The organism is Prosthecochloris sp., from assembly GCA_015482705.2.
Lineage (GTDB): Bacteria > Bacteroidota > Chlorobiia > Chlorobiales > Chlorobiaceae > Prosthecochloris.
Window position 1 is genome coordinate 24,777 of record JADMLA020000017.1, and the last position, 17,653, is coordinate 42,429.

General features: G+C 45.6%; 19 protein-coding genes and 1 tRNA gene. 13 read left to right on the forward strand and 7 right to left on the reverse strand.

The features are described from left to right. Positions 1-63 precede the first annotated feature (63 nt). Positions 64-1,083, reverse strand: a complete 1,020-nt coding sequence (locus tag QZ209_RS02960) for an endonuclease (RefSeq protein ID WP_294344556.1) — start codon at positions 1,081-1,083, stop codon at positions 64-66. A gap of 114 nt (positions 1,084-1,197) precedes the next feature. Between QZ209_RS02960 and QZ209_RS02965 the strand changes: the two genes are divergently transcribed. Together QZ209_RS02965 and QZ209_RS02970 are read left to right on the forward strand one after the other, a co-directional pair. Continuing rightward, positions 1,198-2,043: a hypothetical protein gene (locus tag QZ209_RS02965; protein WP_294344558.1), complete on the forward strand. Its 846-nt coding sequence runs from the start codon at positions 1,198-1,200 to the stop codon at positions 2,041-2,043. Between the two features lie 189 nt (positions 2,044-2,232). Continuing rightward, the gene (locus QZ209_RS02970; RefSeq protein ID WP_294344560.1) at positions 2,233-2,631 is read left to right on the forward strand and encodes a RidA family protein; all 399 of its coding nucleotides are present in this window, start codon (positions 2,233-2,235) and stop codon (positions 2,629-2,631) included. 21 nt (positions 2,632-2,652) lie between these two features. Here QZ209_RS02970 and QZ209_RS02975 read toward each other — a convergent pair whose 3' ends face one another. Next, positions 2,653-3,081 carry an EamA family transporter gene (locus QZ209_RS02975; protein ID WP_294344562.1) on the reverse strand — a complete coding sequence of 143 codons (429 nt, stop codon included), beginning with the start codon at positions 3,079-3,081 and terminating at the stop codon, positions 2,653-2,655. Positions 3,082-3,187: 106 nt separating this feature from the next. Here QZ209_RS02975 and purC point away from each other — a divergent pair, with 106 nt between their 5' ends. The 11 genes from purC (at position 3,188) to QZ209_RS03030 (ending at position 13,431) form a co-directional block, all read left to right on the forward strand. Continuing rightward, positions 3,188-3,898 (forward strand): phosphoribosylaminoimidazolesuccinocarboxamide synthase, encoded by a 711-nt coding sequence (gene purC, locus QZ209_RS02980; protein ID WP_294344564.1) that lies wholly within the window; start codon positions 3,188-3,190, stop codon positions 3,896-3,898. A gap of 26 nt (positions 3,899-3,924) precedes the next feature. Further along, positions 3,925-4,554: a VTT domain-containing protein gene (locus QZ209_RS02985; protein WP_294344565.1), complete on the forward strand. Its 630-nt coding sequence runs from the start codon at positions 3,925-3,927 to the stop codon at positions 4,552-4,554. A 102-nt stretch (positions 4,555-4,656) separates the two neighbouring features. After that, on the forward strand, positions 4,657-5,568 hold the full coding sequence (locus tag QZ209_RS02990; protein WP_294344567.1) for a transketolase: 912 nt from the start codon (positions 4,657-4,659) through the stop codon (positions 5,566-5,568). Positions 5,569-5,575: 7 nt separating this feature from the next. Continuing rightward, the gene (rsmD, locus tag QZ209_RS02995; protein WP_294344569.1) at positions 5,576-6,109 is read left to right on the forward strand and encodes a 16S rRNA (guanine(966)-N(2))-methyltransferase RsmD; all 534 of its coding nucleotides are present in this window, start codon (positions 5,576-5,578) and stop codon (positions 6,107-6,109) included. Between the two features lie 58 nt (positions 6,110-6,167). Then, positions 6,168-6,662: a pantetheine-phosphate adenylyltransferase gene (gene coaD, locus QZ209_RS03000; protein WP_294344571.1), complete on the forward strand. Its 495-nt coding sequence runs from the start codon at positions 6,168-6,170 to the stop codon at positions 6,660-6,662. Positions 6,663-6,716: 54 nt separating this feature from the next. Beyond that, positions 6,717-7,925 carry a pyridoxal phosphate-dependent aminotransferase gene (locus QZ209_RS03005; protein WP_294344573.1) on the forward strand — a complete coding sequence of 403 codons (1,209 nt, stop codon included), beginning with the start codon at positions 6,717-6,719 and terminating at the stop codon, positions 7,923-7,925. 6 nt (positions 7,926-7,931) lie between these two features. After that, positions 7,932-8,693 (forward strand): lysophospholipid acyltransferase family protein, encoded by a 762-nt coding sequence (locus QZ209_RS03010; RefSeq protein ID WP_294344576.1) that lies wholly within the window; start codon positions 7,932-7,934, stop codon positions 8,691-8,693. 134 nt (positions 8,694-8,827) lie between these two features. After that, complete coding sequence (locus QZ209_RS03015; protein WP_294344578.1) at positions 8,828-9,796, forward strand: PSP1 domain-containing protein; 969 nt, start codon at positions 8,828-8,830, stop codon at positions 9,794-9,796. Positions 9,797-9,823: 27 nt separating this feature from the next. Further along, positions 9,824-11,932 (forward strand): methionine--tRNA ligase, encoded by a 2,109-nt coding sequence (gene metG / locus QZ209_RS03020; protein ID WP_294344580.1) that lies wholly within the window; start codon positions 9,824-9,826, stop codon positions 11,930-11,932. A 47-nt stretch (positions 11,933-11,979) separates the two neighbouring features. Then, a tRNA-Met gene (locus tag QZ209_RS03025) sits at positions 11,980-12,052 on the forward strand. Positions 12,053-12,207: 155 nt separating this feature from the next. Further along, positions 12,208-13,431, forward strand: coding sequence for a DUF1343 domain-containing protein (locus QZ209_RS03030; RefSeq protein WP_294344581.1), 1,224 nt, complete (start codon positions 12,208-12,210; stop codon positions 13,429-13,431). A 163-nt stretch (positions 13,432-13,594) separates the two neighbouring features. On the opposite strand, the gene cfa is transcribed toward QZ209_RS03030, so the two are convergent. From cfa to QZ209_RS03055, 5 genes are all read right to left on the reverse strand, one after another. After that, positions 13,595-14,509 carry a cyclopropane fatty acyl phospholipid synthase gene (gene cfa, locus QZ209_RS03035; protein WP_294344583.1) on the reverse strand — a complete coding sequence of 305 codons (915 nt, stop codon included), beginning with the start codon at positions 14,507-14,509 and terminating at the stop codon, positions 13,595-13,597. An 11-nt stretch (positions 14,510-14,520) separates the two neighbouring features. After that, a complete protein-coding gene (locus QZ209_RS03040) occupies positions 14,521-15,294 on the reverse strand; it encodes a sterol desaturase family protein (protein ID WP_294344584.1) in 774 nt (257 codons plus the stop codon). Positions 15,295-15,540: 246 nt separating this feature from the next. Beyond that, a complete protein-coding gene (locus QZ209_RS03045; protein ID WP_366515735.1) occupies positions 15,541-16,122 on the reverse strand; it encodes an STAS domain-containing protein in 582 nt (193 codons plus the stop codon). A gap of 257 nt (positions 16,123-16,379) precedes the next feature. Further along, positions 16,380-17,348 carry a tRNA (adenosine(37)-N6)-dimethylallyltransferase MiaA gene (gene miaA, locus QZ209_RS03050; protein WP_294344585.1) on the reverse strand — a complete coding sequence of 323 codons (969 nt, stop codon included), beginning with the start codon at positions 17,346-17,348 and terminating at the stop codon, positions 16,380-16,382. Continuing rightward, a partial coding sequence (locus tag QZ209_RS03055) for a Maf family protein (protein WP_294344586.1) occupies positions 17,348-17,653 on the reverse strand: 306 nt, incomplete at its 5' end. The genes QZ209_RS03055 and miaA, both read right to left, overlap by 1 nt.

A 17,653-nucleotide genomic window follows, 5' to 3' on the forward strand; every position in this document is an offset into this window, starting at 1 on the left:
TTTCTGTGGAGTTCTTCAAAGAAAGGATCTCTATGCCGGTGAAATTTTATTACACGTTTTATATCACCGCGTTATGGCTTCGAAAAGTATGGGGAAGTGATCCGAATATCCGCCCAGGTACTTCGGTCCCTTGTAGGTTGCATTGGGGCGTGCGCTTCTCCCGGTTTGCATATGCTGGATGTGAAAGCAGGAAAATGCATTTTCTGAAAGTGACAGTCCTTTTTCATCGAAAAGCCCGGATGAAACCATTACCTGATCGAATTTCAACCATCGTCCTCCGAAATAACAACTACCTTTTTCGTCCAGTTCTACCCAACAGTTGAGCAACTTTTTTCCCGGGTTTTCCATGAAGGCTTTTTTATCGGTAGTGGCCCCCAGGATTTCGCGTATCGATCTGTCATGGGGTTCGTCGTTGAAATCTCCCATCACGACGATATCGGCATGAATTGACGTACTCATAAGGCTGTCGATGATCGATCTTGCGGTTTTTGCGGCAAGCAGTCTTTGCGGCTCCGACCATGCTGTATCGAGTACTCTCGATGGCCAGTGGTTAACCAGCAGGAAAAAAGGATTGCTGTTTACCGAGAAACTGTACAAGGTAATGTCTCTTGTGTTTTTGCCTTTGAGGTCGATCTTCCGGGAAAAGGAGCTGTCGAGAACGACGCTTGTAGAATCATAAGCGAGCGCTATGTCGATTCCCCTGGGATCATCCGAGTCATGATAGGCTGTTTTGTAGCGGCTTTCGGGAAGGAATGAGAGCAGCCGGTTGAAGACCCGCGGATTTTCAACTTCGCCGAGAACAAGGACGTCAGGGTACGATCCTTTTTGAAGCTGCACAACCTTTATGATGTGCGAGAGCCGTATATATTTCAAGAGAAGCTTTTTTTCGGTCCATCGTTTTCTTCCTTCAGGCGTGAATTCGCTGTCTTCGGTTAACGGATCGTTATGGGTGTCGAACAGGTTCTCCACGTTCCACCACATCATTGACAATCGATTATCATCTGCGTCGGCAGCGATGACTGGTGATATCAAAGATAGCAAGACCCAAGACACCATGGTTATGAGCGCTGTTCGTTTTTTCATTTTATTCTATCTGTTATGATTATAATGGTTAATTTATCAATGTGTGTAATAAAAAAGTATTGAAAGATGCCTGGTTTACGATTGTTTTTAAAAAAGAGGTAGGGAGGGTGTGGTTTGTGGACAGTTGGCTTGAAATATGGCGGGAAAAAACCCGATGACCGAATTCGTGAGTTGAAACGCGGCCGTAAGGCTTTCATGCCGTCCCCGAGAACAGTTCTGTTATCGCTTGTCTGTTTTTTGACTGTTGGATGCGGCTCTTCACGGCAAATATCTCTCGATATACAGCCTGATCAGGCGGAGTATTATGCCAGAGGAAACCATATTGTCGGTTCGATGAAAGACAATTCGGTTATTGCCATGTATTCCTTTTCAGAAAGAGTGTGGATCAACAGTACGGCCAGATTTAATATCCTACTGAAAAACATCGGTGAAGAGCCGACGGTTTTCTCGATAGACAATATAACGGCCGAAGTGCTCAACGATGCCGGTGAGGAGCCTTTGCATGTTAGAATCTATTCTTATGACGAGTTGGTGAAGAAAGCCGAACGATCAGCGGCTATAGGTGCCGTATTTGCAGGGTTGGAGTATTGGGGGAACATCACTCAGGCATCCAAGGCAGGGTATTCCCATACAGAAGGCTCTTTTTCGGGGCCTGAGGGATATGGTACCTACACCCAAACCACCTATGATCCGGCAGCAGAGCAGGCGGCACGAGCTGCAGCCGACGACGAGCTGAAGTCCGATCTTGCGGAAATAGAGCATGATAAGCAAGAGCGTATTTCTTCGCTGTCATCGATCTTGAGGAAATCAACTGTTTTTCCCGGAATGATACTGTCCGGCGAAATCAGGGTTGCTAAACCCGAAAAGGTCGGTGAATCAGCAAGTCTTATATTCCTTATCGATGCGGCCGGTGATACGCACATGGTTGTTTTCCTCCTGGATGAAGTAGCAGGACGTTGAGGAGGGTGAGTTGCACGGTTCTTGGATATCGACGTGCTAAGGGTTGGTTATAGACATGTTTTCCGGGCCGTAATTCTATCATTGTGCAGAAAAGGGCAAAATTTTTTCTTTACAATAATGATATGTAACTTGTCCCGGATTTTACCGTAAGCGTACTGAAGCATAAAACATCCAACGATCAACAGCAGTATGGCTAGAAAGATCGATGTTACACAAAAGGCAAAGGATATTCTCGAGGAAGCGCTCGACAGGGAAGCGGTAGATGTTCTTGCGAAAATATCCCGTGAGATGCAGCAGATTTTCAATGACAATCCAGAACCTTCCAGGCCCGATGTCGTGCGAATCGTTAGTGAATATTTCACTAACGACGGCAAATCGGAGCAGTTTGTGACAAACTGGATCAATACGGCCGAGGAGCATTGCAGATCTCGTGGCCTTCATGAAGAAGATCAACCGAAAGCCATGCTTTCGGACCTCGGTGTGTTCAGGTTTATGAACTTCCTTATGGAAAAAGGTTTGACTGATGATCAGGTGAATATTGTGCTTCGTGGTGCTGTCCAACAGGCGAACGATGAGGAACACGAATAAGGATTCTTTGCTGTTTCCATACTACCTGCTGTGAAGAATCAATATTATACCTCCAATAACCAGAATTACACCCGACATACGAACGATATTGAATGGCTCGTTGAGAACAACGATTGCCAGTACATAGGTTATTAGGGGAGAAGTTGCAATGAGCGGGTACACGAAAGAGACATCGGTTGTTTTTATTGCCGAAAGGTAGAAAAAAAGCATAATTGTGATTGCGACTCCCTGAAGGAGCGCATAAACGGTATATTTCAGCGGTATGCCGCTTGAAAGTGACGAGCCGTAGGCCCAGACGACAATGCCGAGAATAAGCGTCTGTGAGAGGCTTCGATAGAAAATCATTTGCGTGATATTCATCTTTGCCAAAGTAATCTTTTCGAGAATCGGTAACGATCCGACTATCGACACGGTTATGATGAGCGAAAGATAGAGGTTGAATGTTTTCATAATCGTTATGTTGTAGCGATACGTGAAGTGGGATTGTCGCTCCGGAAAAACCGGTACGTTCTGTGAGTCAAATCAAATCAAACAAAACCATAGAGGGAACTGAACTATGAATAAAACCGAGCTTCTTCATGAAGGAAAAGCGAAGAAAGTTTTTCTGACTGATACAAGTGACCTTGTTATTCAGGAATTCAAAGATGATGCTACTGCTTTCAATAACAAGAAAAAAGGCACGATCAGCAACAAGGGGGTTGTCAACAATGCAATATCCTGTAAACTTTTTACCTATCTCACTGAAAACGGGGTTTCGACCCATTTTGTCGAGAAGCTCTCGGACAGGGATATGCTTTGCAAATATCTTGAAATTATAATGGTAGAGGTAGTTGTGAGAAATGTCGCTGCCGGATCGCTTGTAAGACGTTATGGTTTCGAGGAAGGGACCAAACTTGAGAGACCTATTATCGAGCTGTATTTGAAAGACGATGATCTCGATGATCCATTGATGAATGAGAGCCATGCTGTCGCACTTGGTCTGGCTACCTATGAAGAGCTCGATACACTAAAAGAGCAGGCGGCAATGATCAACACGCTCATGAAACGTTTTTTTGCAGAAAGAAATCTCAATCTGGTTGACTTCAAGCTCGAGTTCGGTCGGCACAAGGGCGAAATTCTTCTTGGTGACGAAATAAGTCCTGATACCTGTCGTTTCTGGGATCTCGATACCGGGGAGAAAATGGACAAAGACCGTTTTCGTTTCGATCTCGGGGGAGTGGAAGATGCTTATTCGGAGGTTGAAAAAAGAGTTCTTGACCTGAAATAGTATCGGATCACGAGTCTTGGAAACACATGCTCGAAAGTATTGTAGAATATCTTCGATCCGCTGATCCCGTTGCGATATACCTTTTCCTGTTTTTCATATCTTTTCTGGAGAACGTCGTACCCCCGATTCCGGGGGATGTGCCTGTAGCGTTTGTCGGTTATCTAACGTTCTCCAGTGATATCGATTTCTGGTTTTCCGTTGCTTTTGCATCGGCCGGTTCAACCCTTGGTTTCATGTTGATGTTTCTTATCAGCAGGAAAATCGGGCTCAGTATTTATGCTCCTGGGGAAAGCAGAGTCAAGCATGGGTTGGTAACGGCAATTCACAGAATGTTTCCTCCTGATCAGATGGAATCTGCTCGGCAGCGCTTTTCGACGCACGGTTATTTTGCTGTTTTGATCAACAGGTTTCTTTTCGGTTATCGTGCGATCATATCGGTGATGTCAGGTTTCCTGCATCTTAACGTAACGGGGGTTTGTGCAGCAGCCTTCTCAAGTTCAATTGTTTGGTATGTACTCCTGCTTCGTGGAGGATATTTGTTGGGAGAAAACTGGCACCGGATTGGAACGTATATGGCGGCTTACAGCATACCGCTCACACTTGTTTTTCTTGTTGTCGTACTTGTCGCTTTTTTCAGGTATTTGAATCGCCGATAACGAAAGGGGGATATATAGGCTGTTGGATTTTTACACCTTTGCACGTACCTTTACATTTTGCATCGTAACCCATAATAATTCAAGAAATACGGGGCCTCAGCAATGGCGAAAAATATCAAGCCTTATCCTGCAGACAAAAAAGGACAGGTTGTTACACTGGAATCAATTCAGGAATTGAAGGAAATGGCTTGCCAGGTGCGGCGAGACGTTGTGCGTATGCTCACCAAAGCTGCTTCGGGACATACCGGCGGATCGTTGGGTATGGCCGATGTTTTTACCTCCCTGTATTTTAAAATCATGCAGCATGACCCGCATGATTCAGGTGAAACCACTGAAAGGGACATGCTTTTTCTATCGAATGGTCATATTGTTCCTGTATGGTATAGTGTTCTTGCTAGAAGCGGTTATTTTCAGCTGGAAGAACTTCATTCGTTACGCCAGATCAATAGCTATCTTCAAGGGCATCCCGCTTCAGAAGCAGGTTTGCCTGGTATACGTATCGCTTCGGGTTCGCTCGGGCAGGGGCTTTCTGCTGCTGTCGGTGCGGCTTTGGGAAAGCGTATGGATGGTTGTTCCGGGGATGTGTTCTGCCTCATGGGAGATGGTGAGTGCCAGGAAGGCCAGATATGGGAAGCTGCGATGAGTGCTGCGCACTACGGACTTGGTAATCTTGTCGGTATCGTCGATTACAATAATCTGCAAATCGATGGAGAGGTCAGCGAGGTCATGAATGTCGAGCCTTTTGCCGAAAAATGGAGCTCTTTCGGCTGGGATGTTCATCAGTGCGACGGCAATGACATCGAAGATATCATTGCTGTAATGAAAAATGTTCGGGAAAAAAAGGACAGGGCAAAACCGTCTGTTATTCTTGCCGTAACGGTTATGGGTAAAGGAGTTCCTTTTTTTGAAGGCACGATGCCTGATAATACGAATTGGCACGGAAAACCTCCTTCACCAGAGCAGTGTGAACAAGCTCTGGAAATACTGGGAGAGACATCTTTCGGTGATTTTTAACACAGGGGTGCAGATACAGTCAGGTAGATACAAGGGGAAAAAACTGCAGCGTAGCACAACCGGTTCTATCCGTCCCTGCAGCAGCAGGGTGAAAAAATCTCTGTTCGATATACTTTCCGTTCGGATGGATCTTGTAGGAATCAGGGTCCTCGATCTTTTTGCCGGTTTTGGTTCGCTCGGTTATGAAGCGTTAAGCCGTGGTGCGGAGATGGTTTGCTTTGTCGACAGCAGTTTTCAGTCTCTCAAGTCTGTACGGGAAACCGCAAGTGAACTGGGTGTGGCGTCAAAGGTGAGGATTGTCAAAAAGGATGTCGTTCGGTTTGTTAAAACCGAAAAAATGGCTTATGACCTTGTTTTTTGTGATCCACCGTATAACTGGAAGGATTACAAAGTCCTGATTCGTGAGATTTTCGACCATGGTCTGGTAACGGAAAACGGTGTACTCCTTATCGAGCATAGTAATCGTCACAGTTTCGAAGATGAATCACGGTACGCTTTTCATAAAGATTACGGGATGACGAGAGTTTCTTTTTTTTCCTAATTCCTAAACCTATCGCCGGACCGAGTGATTGGTCGGACACATTCAGGAGAACATTTTTATGAAAAAGCTTGCAATTTATCCGGGTACTTTCGACCCTTTTACGAATGGGCATCTGGATGTGCTTGAACGGGCACTGACGATTTTCGAGCGGGTTATCGTTGTTATAGCGGAAAACAGTACAAAAAAAACTCTTTTTTCCGTTGAAGAACGTTCTGAGATGATCGAAACCGTTACGGAATTTCTTCCGGGAACAACAGTCGAAGTGTTGCACAGTGGCCTTCTGGCAGAATATGCGCATGATGCAGGGGCAGCCGCGATAGTTCGCGGTGTGCGCCAGGTAAAAGATTTCGAGTACGAGTTTCAGATGTCGCTTCTCAACAGACATTTGAACCCGGACGTTACCACTGTTTTTCTTATGCCTAATGTCAACTATACGTATGTGGCTTCGTCGATCATCAGGGAGGTTTCGTTACTCGGGGGTGATGTAAGCAAATTCGTTCATCCTCACGTATTGAAAATGCTGAAGAAAAAATTTGAGGAACATAATCTCTGATACAGGCTTTTGCAGGTGTTTTTCGAACTTTCAAATGTTTAATCTTTTCATGTTATGAGCATAAATAGTTTTCCTGAAGAAAGATATCTCAGCCGGCGGGTTTTGAGCATGCAGGAGTCGCAAACCATGAAAATAAGCGGGCTTGCGAAACAAATGAAGGCTGAAGGCAAGGATATTGTCAGCCTGTCTGCGGGTGAGCCCGATTTTCCTACACCGGATTTTGTGGCAGAGGCGGGTATCGATGCTATACAATCCGGATTCACGCGCTATACGGCTAATGCCGGTATTCCCGAGCTCAAAAAAGCTATTGTTGAAAAGTTCAAACGTGATAACCAACTCGACGTTACTCCCGAACAGATCATTGTGAGCAATGGGGGAAAGCAGACCCTGGCGAACACACTTCTCGCATTGTGTGAGGAGGGGGATGAGGTCATCATTCCTGCGCCTTTCTGGGTAAGTTTTCCCGAGATGGTTCGGCTTTCGGGGGCTGAGCCGGTTATTGTTCCCACTACCATCGATTCCGGTTATAAAATGAAGCCGGAACAGCTCGAGGCTGCAATTACCGAAAGGACAAAAGTACTGATACTTAATTCTCCTTCGAATCCGTCAGGTGCAGTTTATTCGGAAAGTGAGGTAAGAGCGTTGATGGCGGTACTGGATGGTCGTGAGATTTTTGTGATATCCGATGAGATGTACGACCAGATCGTTTACGGGTCGGTAAAGCCGTTTTCTCCTGCAAGGATTTCCGGAATGCGCGATTGGGTTATAGTCAGCAATGGCGTGTCGAAAACATATTCAATGACAGGGTGGCGGATCGGTTTTCTTGCCGGGCCGAAATGGCTGATCGATGCTTGTGGAAAAATACAGTCTCAAACCACTTCGAACGCCAATTCAATTGCGCAGAAAGCAGCCGTTGCTGCGCTTACCGGCGACCAGCGGATTATCGAGGAGCGCAGGCTGGAGTTTGAGATGCGCAGGGATTATATGTATAAGGCCCTCAATGAGATTCCGGGAATAACCGCAACATTACCGGAAGGGGCGTTTTATATTTTTCCTTCAATCGCAGGTTTGCTTGGAAAAACGTTTGGCGGAAAAGAAATGAACAGTTCTACAGATGTGGCGGAATATCTTCTTATCGATCATTATGTCGCAACCGTACCTGGTGAGGCTTTCGGGGCTCCTGAAAACCTTCGGTTATCGTATGCGGCTTCGATCGGCGAGCTTGAAGTGGCTGTTGACAGGATCAGAAAAGCGTTTGAGTAACACTTCATGTTGACAGTCCGTCGAAGCAAAGCATATACCAAATGGTTTAGCTGGTATTCCCGGCGGCAGTTCAGAAGGCATTTTCATGCTGTGAGGGTTTCGGTCCCACCTGAAACCCTCGGCATGCAGGCTCGATATCCGGTTATTTTTTACTGCAATCATGCGTACTGGTGGGACGGGTTTTGGTCACAGCTTTGTACTGAAGAGTTTTTCAGCCAAAACCTCTATATAATCATTGAATATCAGCAGCTCGTCAAGCATCGCTTTTTTACCCGCCTGGGTGCTTTTTCCATTGACCGCTCAAACCCGAAAAGCGCCCTTTGTACCCTTGATTACGCCGCAGAATGTCTTATACAGAAATGTCATAAGCAGAATGCCTTATGGATTTTTCCACAAGGGCTGATCGAACATGTGGACAAGCAGCCACTTCGTTTTTTTAACGGTACCTCCTCGATTGTTTCGCGTGTACTTCAGAAAACCAAAGGAATATATCTGGTTTCAGTTGTCAGCCGGATTGAATATCTTGAGGACCAGAGGCCCGATTTGTTCCTTTCATTCAACGTACCTGAGCTTGTCGGGCGGAATGATTTTTCCGGTCATAAGGTGTTGACAAATCATATGCAGGATACTACGGTACGGCATCTTTCATTTCTGAAAGAGAAAATAATGACCGGAGATATCGATGATATGTCGATTGTGGTCAAGGGAACTGAATCTATAAATACAAAAGTGGACGGTTTGAGGAGACTGACGGGATTGAGGAGGTAGTGGAGGGCGGCCACTGGAATGGCCATCCAAATTGACAACAGGTACATGCAGGACATGAGGAGCCAAAGGTATTGCGTTGTCATATGGCAGATTAACATGAGATGGGGAACAACCCTGTAAAAAGTTGAACTACTATGAGTAATGTAATATGCAGTTGTACGTTAGGTGACTATGCCAAGGTGCGCTTACAGCTTTCCAGGATGTTGCATCGTGAAATCGAACAGCTGTACAATGACAATGATGCAGGTGGTGGCAACATATGTGAAATTGAACTCAAATGCTGCCGTCGTGAATTTTATGTAAACCCCACTAACGAAAAATCGGAAGTTGGCAGAGCTGTTATCGTAGAGGCGGATGGAGGGTATGACTATGGTATTGTTTATTCGACAGGGGTGATTGCCGCAAAAAAGATGAAGCTGAAGGGCTTCGATGAAAAAAAAGATAAACTGGATTCAATCATACGCTTTGCCGAAGAGAGTGATACCGAGCAATTCCGTTCGGTTCGAAAGCGGGAGCCTGAGATTCGTGATGTGTGTTTATCGAAGATCAAGGGGCACGGGCTTGATATGAAGCTGGTGGATGTGGAGTTACGGCTCGATCAGCAAAAGGTGACGGTTTTTTATACGGCGACACACAGGGTTGATTTCCGTGCACTTGTACGAGATCTTGCCAGTGAATTCAAGGCAAGGATTCAAATGGTTCAGATCACTACACGTGAAGAAGCCCGCAGAGCCAACAGCTTCGGTGCCTGCGGCTGTGTTTTATGCTGTTCCAGCTGGATTCAGAAAATTCATGCGAATCCTTTTGCTGAAAAACAGCAGGTTTCCGAACATGGCCACGGTGACAACCATGCCTATAATGTTATCGGCCAGTGTAACCGCCCAAAGTGTTGCCTGAGCTATTCTAAATATGAAAAATGCTCGAGGAACAGAAGTTCCGACAATTATCCTCCACTGGGGAGCAAGGTCACAACAGCTGATGGTACGGCAATCATTGAAAATATCAATCCTGCAAAAAGTGAAATCATCCTTCGCTATCCTGCAGACGGAAAAGAGGTGCTGATATCGCTGAAGGAGTTTACATCGATGTTTGTCAAGAAGTAAGTTTGAATCCAAGTATTTTTTATATCTATGAACAACCATTATAAGCGAACGCTTGTCACGACTGCTCTTCCATATGCAAACGGTCCTGTACATCTCGGGCATTTGGCAGGCGTTTACCTCCCTGCCGATATTTATGTACGTTACAAGAGACTGCAGGGTGAAGATATCGTCCATATCGGAGGCTCCGACGAACATGGGGTGCCCATTACGATCACTGCGGATAAAGAAGATATTTCTCCTCAGGATGTAGTTGATCGTTATCATAGCATGAATCTCGATGCTTTCGAACGATGCGGGATTTCGTTTGATTTTTATGGCAGGACGTCATCCAAAGGGCATTTTCGAACAGCACAGGAGTTTTTTCGCGAGATAGACTCAAAGGATATTTTTGTCAAGAAAAAAGAGCGGCATTTCTTTGATCCTCAAACAAAGAGGTTTCTTTCCGATCGATATGTAACCGGAACCTGTCCGATCTGTGGCTATGCCGAAGCAAACGGCGATCAGTGTGAGCAATGCGGTACTCATTTAAGCCCGCGTGAACTTATTGATCCAAGAAGTAAGCTCTCGGATGAGGTGCCCGAGCTGCGGGAAACGTTGCACTGGTACTTTCCTTTAGGAAGGTTTCAGGGACAGCTCGAGAATTATGTTGAGCGCCATACAGGAGACTGGCGCACGAATGTGCTGAACTATACCGCTACTTGGCTGAAACAGGGGCTTGCCGACAGGGCGATCACGAGGGATCTTCACTGGGGTGTCCCCGTTCCAATAGACAATGACGAGGCCACGGGCAAAGTGCTGTATGTCTGGTTCGATGCGGTACTCGGGTATATATCATTTACCCGTGAATGGTCGGAAAATCGTGGGACACCTGAGTTGTGGCGTGAATACTGGCAAAATTCCGATTGTCGGATCATTCATTTTATCGGTAAGGACAATGTTGTATTTCATACTCTTATGTTTCCGGCTATTCTTATGGCATGGAACGAAGGGAGGAATGAGGGGGTGTATTCTCTTGCCGATAACGTTCCGGCATCTGAATTTATGAACTTCGAGGGCCGCAAGTTTTCCAAGTCGAGAAACTACGCGGTTTACCTTGGAGAATTTCTCGACAAGTTTCCGGCCGATACGTTGCGTTACACCATCGCAATGAATTATCCCGAGAACAAGGATAGCGACTTCAGTTGGCAGGACTTTCAAAACAGAACCAACGGAGAGCTTGCCGATACGCTTGGAAATTTCATCAAACGTTCCATTGATTTTACCAATGCCAAGTTCAATGGTGAAATCCCGTATGAATGCACTGAAGAGGACTGGCGGTCACTCGGTATTGATTGGGAGGACTGTTTTGACAGGATTGAAAAAGCCTATGAGGATTTTCATATCAGGGATATTGCATCCCTTACCATGCAGATAGCTCGTGCAGCAAACCGTTTTCTGACCGATTCAGAGCCTTGGAAAGTGTTGAAAACAGACCCGGATGCCGCTGCACGGACAATGGCGCTCTCGGTAAATCTCTGCTATACCCTTGCGATTGCGTGGTACCCGGTTATTCCTCATACGGCCAATCGAATCTACGCAATGCTTGGTTTTTCGGAGACGCTCGATGATGCCTTGAAGAACGGCAGCGCTTCCTGGGATACGGCAAAATATCCACAACTGAAACGAGGTCACAACTTGTCTGAACAGTCTGAAATACTGTTCAGAAAAGTAGAAGACAAGGACATTGCATCTGAGCTTGAAAAGATTGAAGGTTTGCTGGCGGAAATCGAAAAAAAGGAAGCGGCAGAGAAAGAGAGTACGCGTTTCAAACCGGAAATCAGTTTCGATGATTTTCTCGATGTCGATCTTCGGGTTGCCACGGTTATGGCATGTGAGAGAGTTAAAAAAGCCGACAAGCTACTGAAATTGCAATTGAAGGTCGGTTCACAAAATCGACAGGTTCTTGCAGGTATCGCTCAATCATATTCTCCTGAATCCGTTATAGGGAAAAATGTCATACTCGTTGCTAATCTTGCAGAAAGGAAAATCAGAGGAGAGCTGTCACAGGGGATGATTCTTGCTGTTGAAGGCAACGATGGCAAAATGAACCTCGTCGAAGTGAGCGGATCAGAAATAAATGGAAAAAATGTACAATAATGTTTTGAATTGAATATTAAGTTCTGTACATTAAGGTACTAAAACATCGTGGGGTGGAGCAATTGGTAGCTCGTCGGGCTCATAACCCGAAGGTTGCAGGTTCAAGTCCTGTCCCCACCACAAGAAAAAGCCGCGCCATGTTGCGCGGCTTTTTTTATGCCCTGTTTTACTTTCATCTCGTTCGTCCGTATGGTATTTTTCCCGTTATACGGCTTTGTATGTTCTGATTGTTCAGCGTATTCTTCTGAAAACGAACGGTATTGGGAGACTTTTTCATGAGTTTGAGAGATGTGTACATCGTTTTCCTTTTTTTTGTCTGTATGTTTTGCGTGTCAACGACGCTTCATGCTCGGTCTTTACGGTATGGCATCGATGTGCTCGATGCCGACCGTTGCCGTGATCTACAGGGAAAAAGAGTTGCTCTCATTACCAACAAGGCGGGAATAACTGTTGACGGAGAACCTGACTACAGGGTTTTTCTGCGTCATGGCCTGGACCTTAAATATCTTATGGCGCCGGAGCATGGCTTTCATACTGTTGTTGCTGCAGGCATGAGAGTGAAAGATGAAAAGCTCGATAACGAGCTCGAGGTCTATTCACTGTATGGTTCCCAAAAAAAGCCTGATGTAGAGCTGTTGAAAAGTAGCGTCGATGTGCTTGTTTTCAATCTCCAGGATGTCGGGGCCCGCTGCTATACCTATATTTCAACAATGCGTTATGCCATGGAAGCCTGTCAGGAGGCCGGAGTTTCCTTTATGGTTCTCGATCGTCCCAACCCTCTTGGACCGGTTCCGGCCGGTGGTTTCATGCTCGATCCGGACTACGTGTCATTCGTCGGTTCGGTCCCCGTTCCTTTTATTCATGCGATGACAATCGGTGAGATCGCTCTTTTCCTGAAAAAGAGGTTTTATCCAGAACTTAGCCTTCAGGTGGTTCCGATGGAGGGGTACGATCGTGAGCGTTTTCTGGATGATTATCCAGAAGTGCGTTTCGAGTCCCCATCACCCAACATACTCGGTATTGAAACAGTGCTTGTTTATCCTGCCACGGTATTTCTCGAAGCCACCAATGTCAGTGAAGGGAGAGGAACACCGTTTCCATTCAGACAGTTCGGGGCTCCCTTCATCAACGCAGATTTTCTTGAAAAAGAGCTTCAACGTTTCAAACTGCCTGGAGTTTCGTTTCAGGCAGTGCAGTTTATTCCCTCATCGGGAAAGTTTCAGGGGCTGCGCTGCAGTGGTGTTCGGCTTGAGGTGACCGATCGGCTTGTTTTCGAGCCTTTCAGGACCGGTATAGCAATTATGCTTTCTTTGCAGAAACTCTATCCAGGACTGTTTGATCTGAAAACGAATGGACAGTTTTTCGATAAGCTTGCAGGGGGACCGCTATACCGTAAGATGGTTGTTTCCGGGCGTTCTCTTGAAGAAATTCTTGCAGCGTCAAGGATTCAGGTGCATGCGTTTGAAAAAGCCTATCCATATCGGCATATTTATGAATAGGAATTGGGGGAAAGTCAAAAGGCTAAAGGGAAAAATGAAGAGGACAGGGATATTTCGAGCGGGGAAAATAGGTGTAACAGTTGTGTGGATTCCGGTTTACGTCCGACATGACTCTACGGCATGGAATAAATGCATAGAGGTGCCCTTTGACTTCGGCTTTCGGCTACCGCGGGGCGCGGTAGAGTCCTTTTATGCCCTGTGGCGAAAGCAAAATTTGCCATATCTGAAGCTTCCTTGCTCGAAATGCTCCGGCACAACTCAGTAGGTAATACTTCCACATTCTGAAAAACCGTTCGCTGTATCGTGCTTGAAGTTTTTCAAGGTTTTTTTGTACGTTTTGATGCCATGATTTCAATGTAAGGTAGTAATCATGAGCAAATACATGCCAGTCTTCCAGAACGAATATTCCCTCATATGCGCCAGTTATCTGACTGGCGGCCGGAATCATCGAGTTGGGAAAAATATACTTGCTTATCCAGGGGTCCGTTGAGGTAGACTGTTCGTTCCCTCCTATAGTATGAATCAGACAAAGCCCATCCTTTGCAAGGCATCGGTCAATAACTTCGAAATAGCGACGGTAATTTTTGTGACCAACATGTTCGAACATACCGATAGAATAAACCCGGTCGTATTTGTCGTTGAGTGAACGATAATCACAGAGTTTGATTGAAACCGACGGGTCACTGCAAAACCGTTGTGCAAACTGCGCCTGTTTGCTCGAAACGGTTATACCGGTTACGTTAACGCCATAATGTTCTGCTGCATATTGTGCGGCGCCACCCCACCCGCAGCCGATGTCGAGAACCTTCATCCCTCGTTTGAGTTCGAGTTTATCGAATACCGGCTGCAGCTTTTTCTCTTGGGCTTGTTCGAGGTTGTTGCTGTTTTCCCAATAAGCACAGCTGTAGTTCATGCCGGGATCGAGCATAAGGGTAAAAAGGTCGTTTCCGGTGTTGTAATGCCGTTCACCTATGGTAAATGCTCTGGAAGGAATCTGGAGATTGAACATGCGCCCTGCAAATGAGCTCGTAAAAGCACCGAAGGTTCCAATTTTTTTGTTTTTGAAATAACTGGCCATACTTCGAGTTATCACTGTTGAAAAGGTCTTGCCAGTAACGCAAAGAGGCGTTGTTGTTCAGGGGCGCTTTCATTGTCGAGGCCGATAGTCATGTTTTTGATGTCTTTTTTCAGTAGGAAACTTCCAAACAGTCTATCCCAGAAAGAGAGCATGCTTCCGTAGTTTGCATCGTGTTCCGAGCGTGTAACCGAATGGTGTACGCGATGCATCAAGGGGGTAGGTATAATAATCCGTAACAATCTGTCAACTGAAGAGGGAATGCTGACGTTACTGTGATGAAATTCAATCACAGGTGTCATCAACATGGAGTAAAGAATAAGGTCCTCGATGCCTGCACCGATAAGAATGAAAACAGGAAAACGAAGCAACTCCGACAACACTATTTCAACATAGTGAAACCGCCATGCGGTTGTGACATCCATCGAAGGGTCGCTGTGGTGAACCGAGTGAAACCGCCAGAAAAAATCGACTTCATGATTGATTCTATGCCAGAAATACATCCAGAGATCGATAAGCAGAATGACCAACATTGTTTCAAGAAACAATGGAAGCCCCAGAATGTTGACTCCTGACCATATGGTTTTTGACTGTTCAAGAGCAAAAGCCATCATGATCCCGCTTGGGAGAAGAATTACGAGGTTGAGGCCTGCAATGGATAGGTTTAATCCGGCATGTGTACCTCTGGATTTTCTGCCGCTGAAAAACGGGATGAAACCTTCTAGGAACCAGAGGAAAAGGCCGCCCGCTGCGGTGGTTATGTAAGAAAGGACTTGAATGGTATCCATTGAGAAAAAAAGTCATGCCAAGAATAAAAGAGGGCCATCGGTCAATAGTTTCCCGAAAAGACTGAGCGGTATTCAACAATGTTTTTTCACTGCGTAATCGATTGAGACTCTTTGATTTCGGATGCGTTGACAATCGTTCATCACCGTTGTTAGTAAATAGGAATATTGCTAAAAGGTTCCTTGTGCGTAATGATAAACGTGTGAAAAAGCAGGGGGGACCAGGCGTTCTCGGGATAAGGTTGTTTTTTACTCTTGATTCCGGATCGGGGGAGGAAGAAGCTTTTTTGGTCGTCCTCTTTTTTTGGCGGGGATTGCCTTTTGGGATGTTTTATCTTCGATTTTTGCAGGTTCCTCAATGATTTCCTCCTCATTATTGAACCCGGGTGAAGAGATCAGTTCGATGTCACACTCCTCATTGTTTGCCGGTGCTGACGAAACCTTGTTGCGGGGTGTTTTTTTTGGGCTTTTTTTATTTTTTCCTGACGTGTCGATCAACGTCATGACTTCGTTGAGAGAGGTGAAAATGTAGAGTTGTTTATCCAGTCCGGAAAGCTTCAGAAGGTCTTTTATCTGTTGACAGAGAGAGACGAAAATTGCAAGTCCTTCAGACTGGTTCGCTTTTCGGTGGGCAAGAAGCATCGAACTGATACCGCATGAATCGATTGCTTTGACAAAGGAAAAATCGATAACCATATTTTTTTTCCCCTTGCTTTCAAGAACGTTGTCAATTGATTGACCGAAAGCTTGTGCATGTCGAACGTCAAAGACTGTTTCTTCAATTTTAAGGATAATCAGGTCTTTGCGTTTTGATACTGAATGTTTCATCATTACAGCCTTGGTGATAAGGCTTAATACCTTTTTTTACAACAAATTAAAAGCTCATTGAGTATTATTTGAAGATGATTTTCCGGGCGAATGGTAGAACGCCTCGATTGAAATGTTGATGTTACTGTTGCCTTCTGTTTGAAGTTTCAGGAAAAAGAGGAAATTTTCCAAGAAAAAAGCCTTGTATCGGATATTATCTTTGGAAACCTGAGCGTCGAAAAGGATGAACGATCCGGGGTTTCGAAAAGAAAAGCGAGGGGTTAGTGACAAAATAAATGGTTGATCAATTCATCCGCCAGCTGGTGTAGACTTTCTTTATCCCGCGGTGCGGTTATCCATGTGACATTGAGCCTGTTTCTGAAAAAAGTCAGCTGCCGTTTGGCATAATTCCGAGTATGTTGTTTGATGAGTTCAACGGCTTTTTCAAGAGAGTGCTTGCCTTCGAAATACTGGAAAAGTTCCTTGTAACCAACTGTCTCCAGTGCATTGATGGTATTGCCGGGCTTCTCTTTTACATAAAGCTCGTAGAGCTTTTCCGCTTCCTCGAACAGTCCCGATTCCATCATTTCATCGGTGCGTTTGTCAATTCGTTCGTAGAGTTCTTTTCTTTGCCATGAGAGGGCGAGCGGAACGAATGTGGTGGAATGAGAACGGTTTCTCGCTGCGGTTTGAAGTTCGGTAACGGTTTTACCGGTTATAGCTATGATTTCCAGGCTCCTGACGAGGCGTTGAGTTTTTGATGGATCGAGGGTTGCCGCTTGTTCAGGATCGATTGATTGCAAGCGTTGATAGAGAGCATTCTTTCCCGAGGTTTTCAGCTCTTCTTCGAGTTCACGTCTGATTAGCGGGTTTTTTTCCGGAAGATCGGTGAAGCCGCAAAGCAGTCCTTCGATATAGAGCGTCGAACCGCCGACAACTATGACATTTTTCCCTTTTTCAAGGATAGACAGTATGCGTCGGGTGGCATCGGTAGCGAAATCACCGGCATTATATTCTTCGTCGATCTCTTTTTCACTGATAAAATGATAGGGTATTTCTTCGAGCATGATTGCCGAAGGTTTGGCTGTGCCGATATCCATTCCGCGGAAAATCTGTCGAGAGTCCGCTGATATGATTTCAGCTTCGAGAATTTTGGCTGCAGCATGGGCCAGAGCGGATTTTCCAGAGGCTGTCGGCCCGGTGATCACTAAAACCGGTTTTTTCCCTGACGATGTCTTACCGCAGGCCACTATACCAGCACCATTGTACGCATGACAGAATAGATGCGTGATAAGGGTAGGCCTACCACATTGTAATAACAGCCTTCTATGCGCCGGATAAAGCATGATATGAAGGGATCCTGGATCCCGTATGCTCCTGCTTTGTCGAATGGTTGTTGCGTGTCGATGTAATGGTTTATCTCGACTCCTGTCATCGGTGAGAACTCCACAAGGGTTGTTACGAAGTCGGTATGACAGATCGTTCCATGAAGCAAAGCGAAGCCTGTCATAACCTTGTGGCATGTTCCCTGAAGCTGTTCGAGCATTGCATATGC

What these genes read in the sequence shown, in the direction of transcription:
- QZ209_RS02960 (WP_294344556.1), bottom strand. Translation starts at nt 1,083, where the DNA reads ATGAAAAAACGAACAGCGCTCATAACCATGGTGTCTTGGGTCTTGCTA.
- QZ209_RS02970 (WP_294344560.1), top strand. Translation starts at nt 2,233, where the DNA reads ATGGCTAGAAAGATCGATGTTACACAAAAGGCAAAGGATATTCTCGAG.
- QZ209_RS02975 (WP_294344562.1), bottom strand. Translation starts at nt 3,081, where the DNA reads ATGAAAACATTCAACCTCTATCTTTCGCTCATCATAACCGTGTCGATA.
- purC (WP_294344564.1), top strand. Translation starts at nt 3,188, where the DNA reads ATGAATAAAACCGAGCTTCTTCATGAAGGAAAAGCGAAGAAAGTTTTT.
- QZ209_RS02985 (WP_294344565.1), top strand. Translation starts at nt 3,925, where the DNA reads ATGCTCGAAAGTATTGTAGAATATCTTCGATCCGCTGATCCCGTTGCG.
- QZ209_RS02990 (WP_294344567.1), top strand. Translation starts at nt 4,657, where the DNA reads ATGGCGAAAAATATCAAGCCTTATCCTGCAGACAAAAAAGGACAGGTT.
- coaD (WP_294344571.1), top strand. Translation starts at nt 6,168, where the DNA reads ATGAAAAAGCTTGCAATTTATCCGGGTACTTTCGACCCTTTTACGAAT.
- QZ209_RS03005 (WP_294344573.1), top strand. Translation starts at nt 6,717, where the DNA reads ATGAGCATAAATAGTTTTCCTGAAGAAAGATATCTCAGCCGGCGGGTT.
- QZ209_RS03010 (WP_294344576.1), top strand. Translation starts at nt 7,932, where the DNA reads ATGTTGACAGTCCGTCGAAGCAAAGCATATACCAAATGGTTTAGCTGG.
- QZ209_RS03015 (WP_294344578.1), top strand. Translation starts at nt 8,828, where the DNA reads ATGAGTAATGTAATATGCAGTTGTACGTTAGGTGACTATGCCAAGGTG.
- metG (WP_294344580.1), top strand. Translation starts at nt 9,824, where the DNA reads ATGAACAACCATTATAAGCGAACGCTTGTCACGACTGCTCTTCCATAT.
- QZ209_RS03030 (WP_294344581.1), top strand. Translation starts at nt 12,208, where the DNA reads ATGAGTTTGAGAGATGTGTACATCGTTTTCCTTTTTTTTGTCTGTATG.
- cfa (WP_294344583.1), bottom strand. Translation starts at nt 14,509, where the DNA reads ATGGCCAGTTATTTCAAAAACAAAAAAATTGGAACCTTCGGTGCTTTT.
- QZ209_RS03040 (WP_294344584.1), bottom strand. Translation starts at nt 15,294, where the DNA reads ATGGATACCATTCAAGTCCTTTCTTACATAACCACCGCAGCGGGCGGC.
- QZ209_RS03045 (WP_366515735.1), bottom strand. Translation starts at nt 16,122, where the DNA reads ATGATGAAACATTCAGTATCAAAACGCAAAGACCTGATTATCCTTAAA.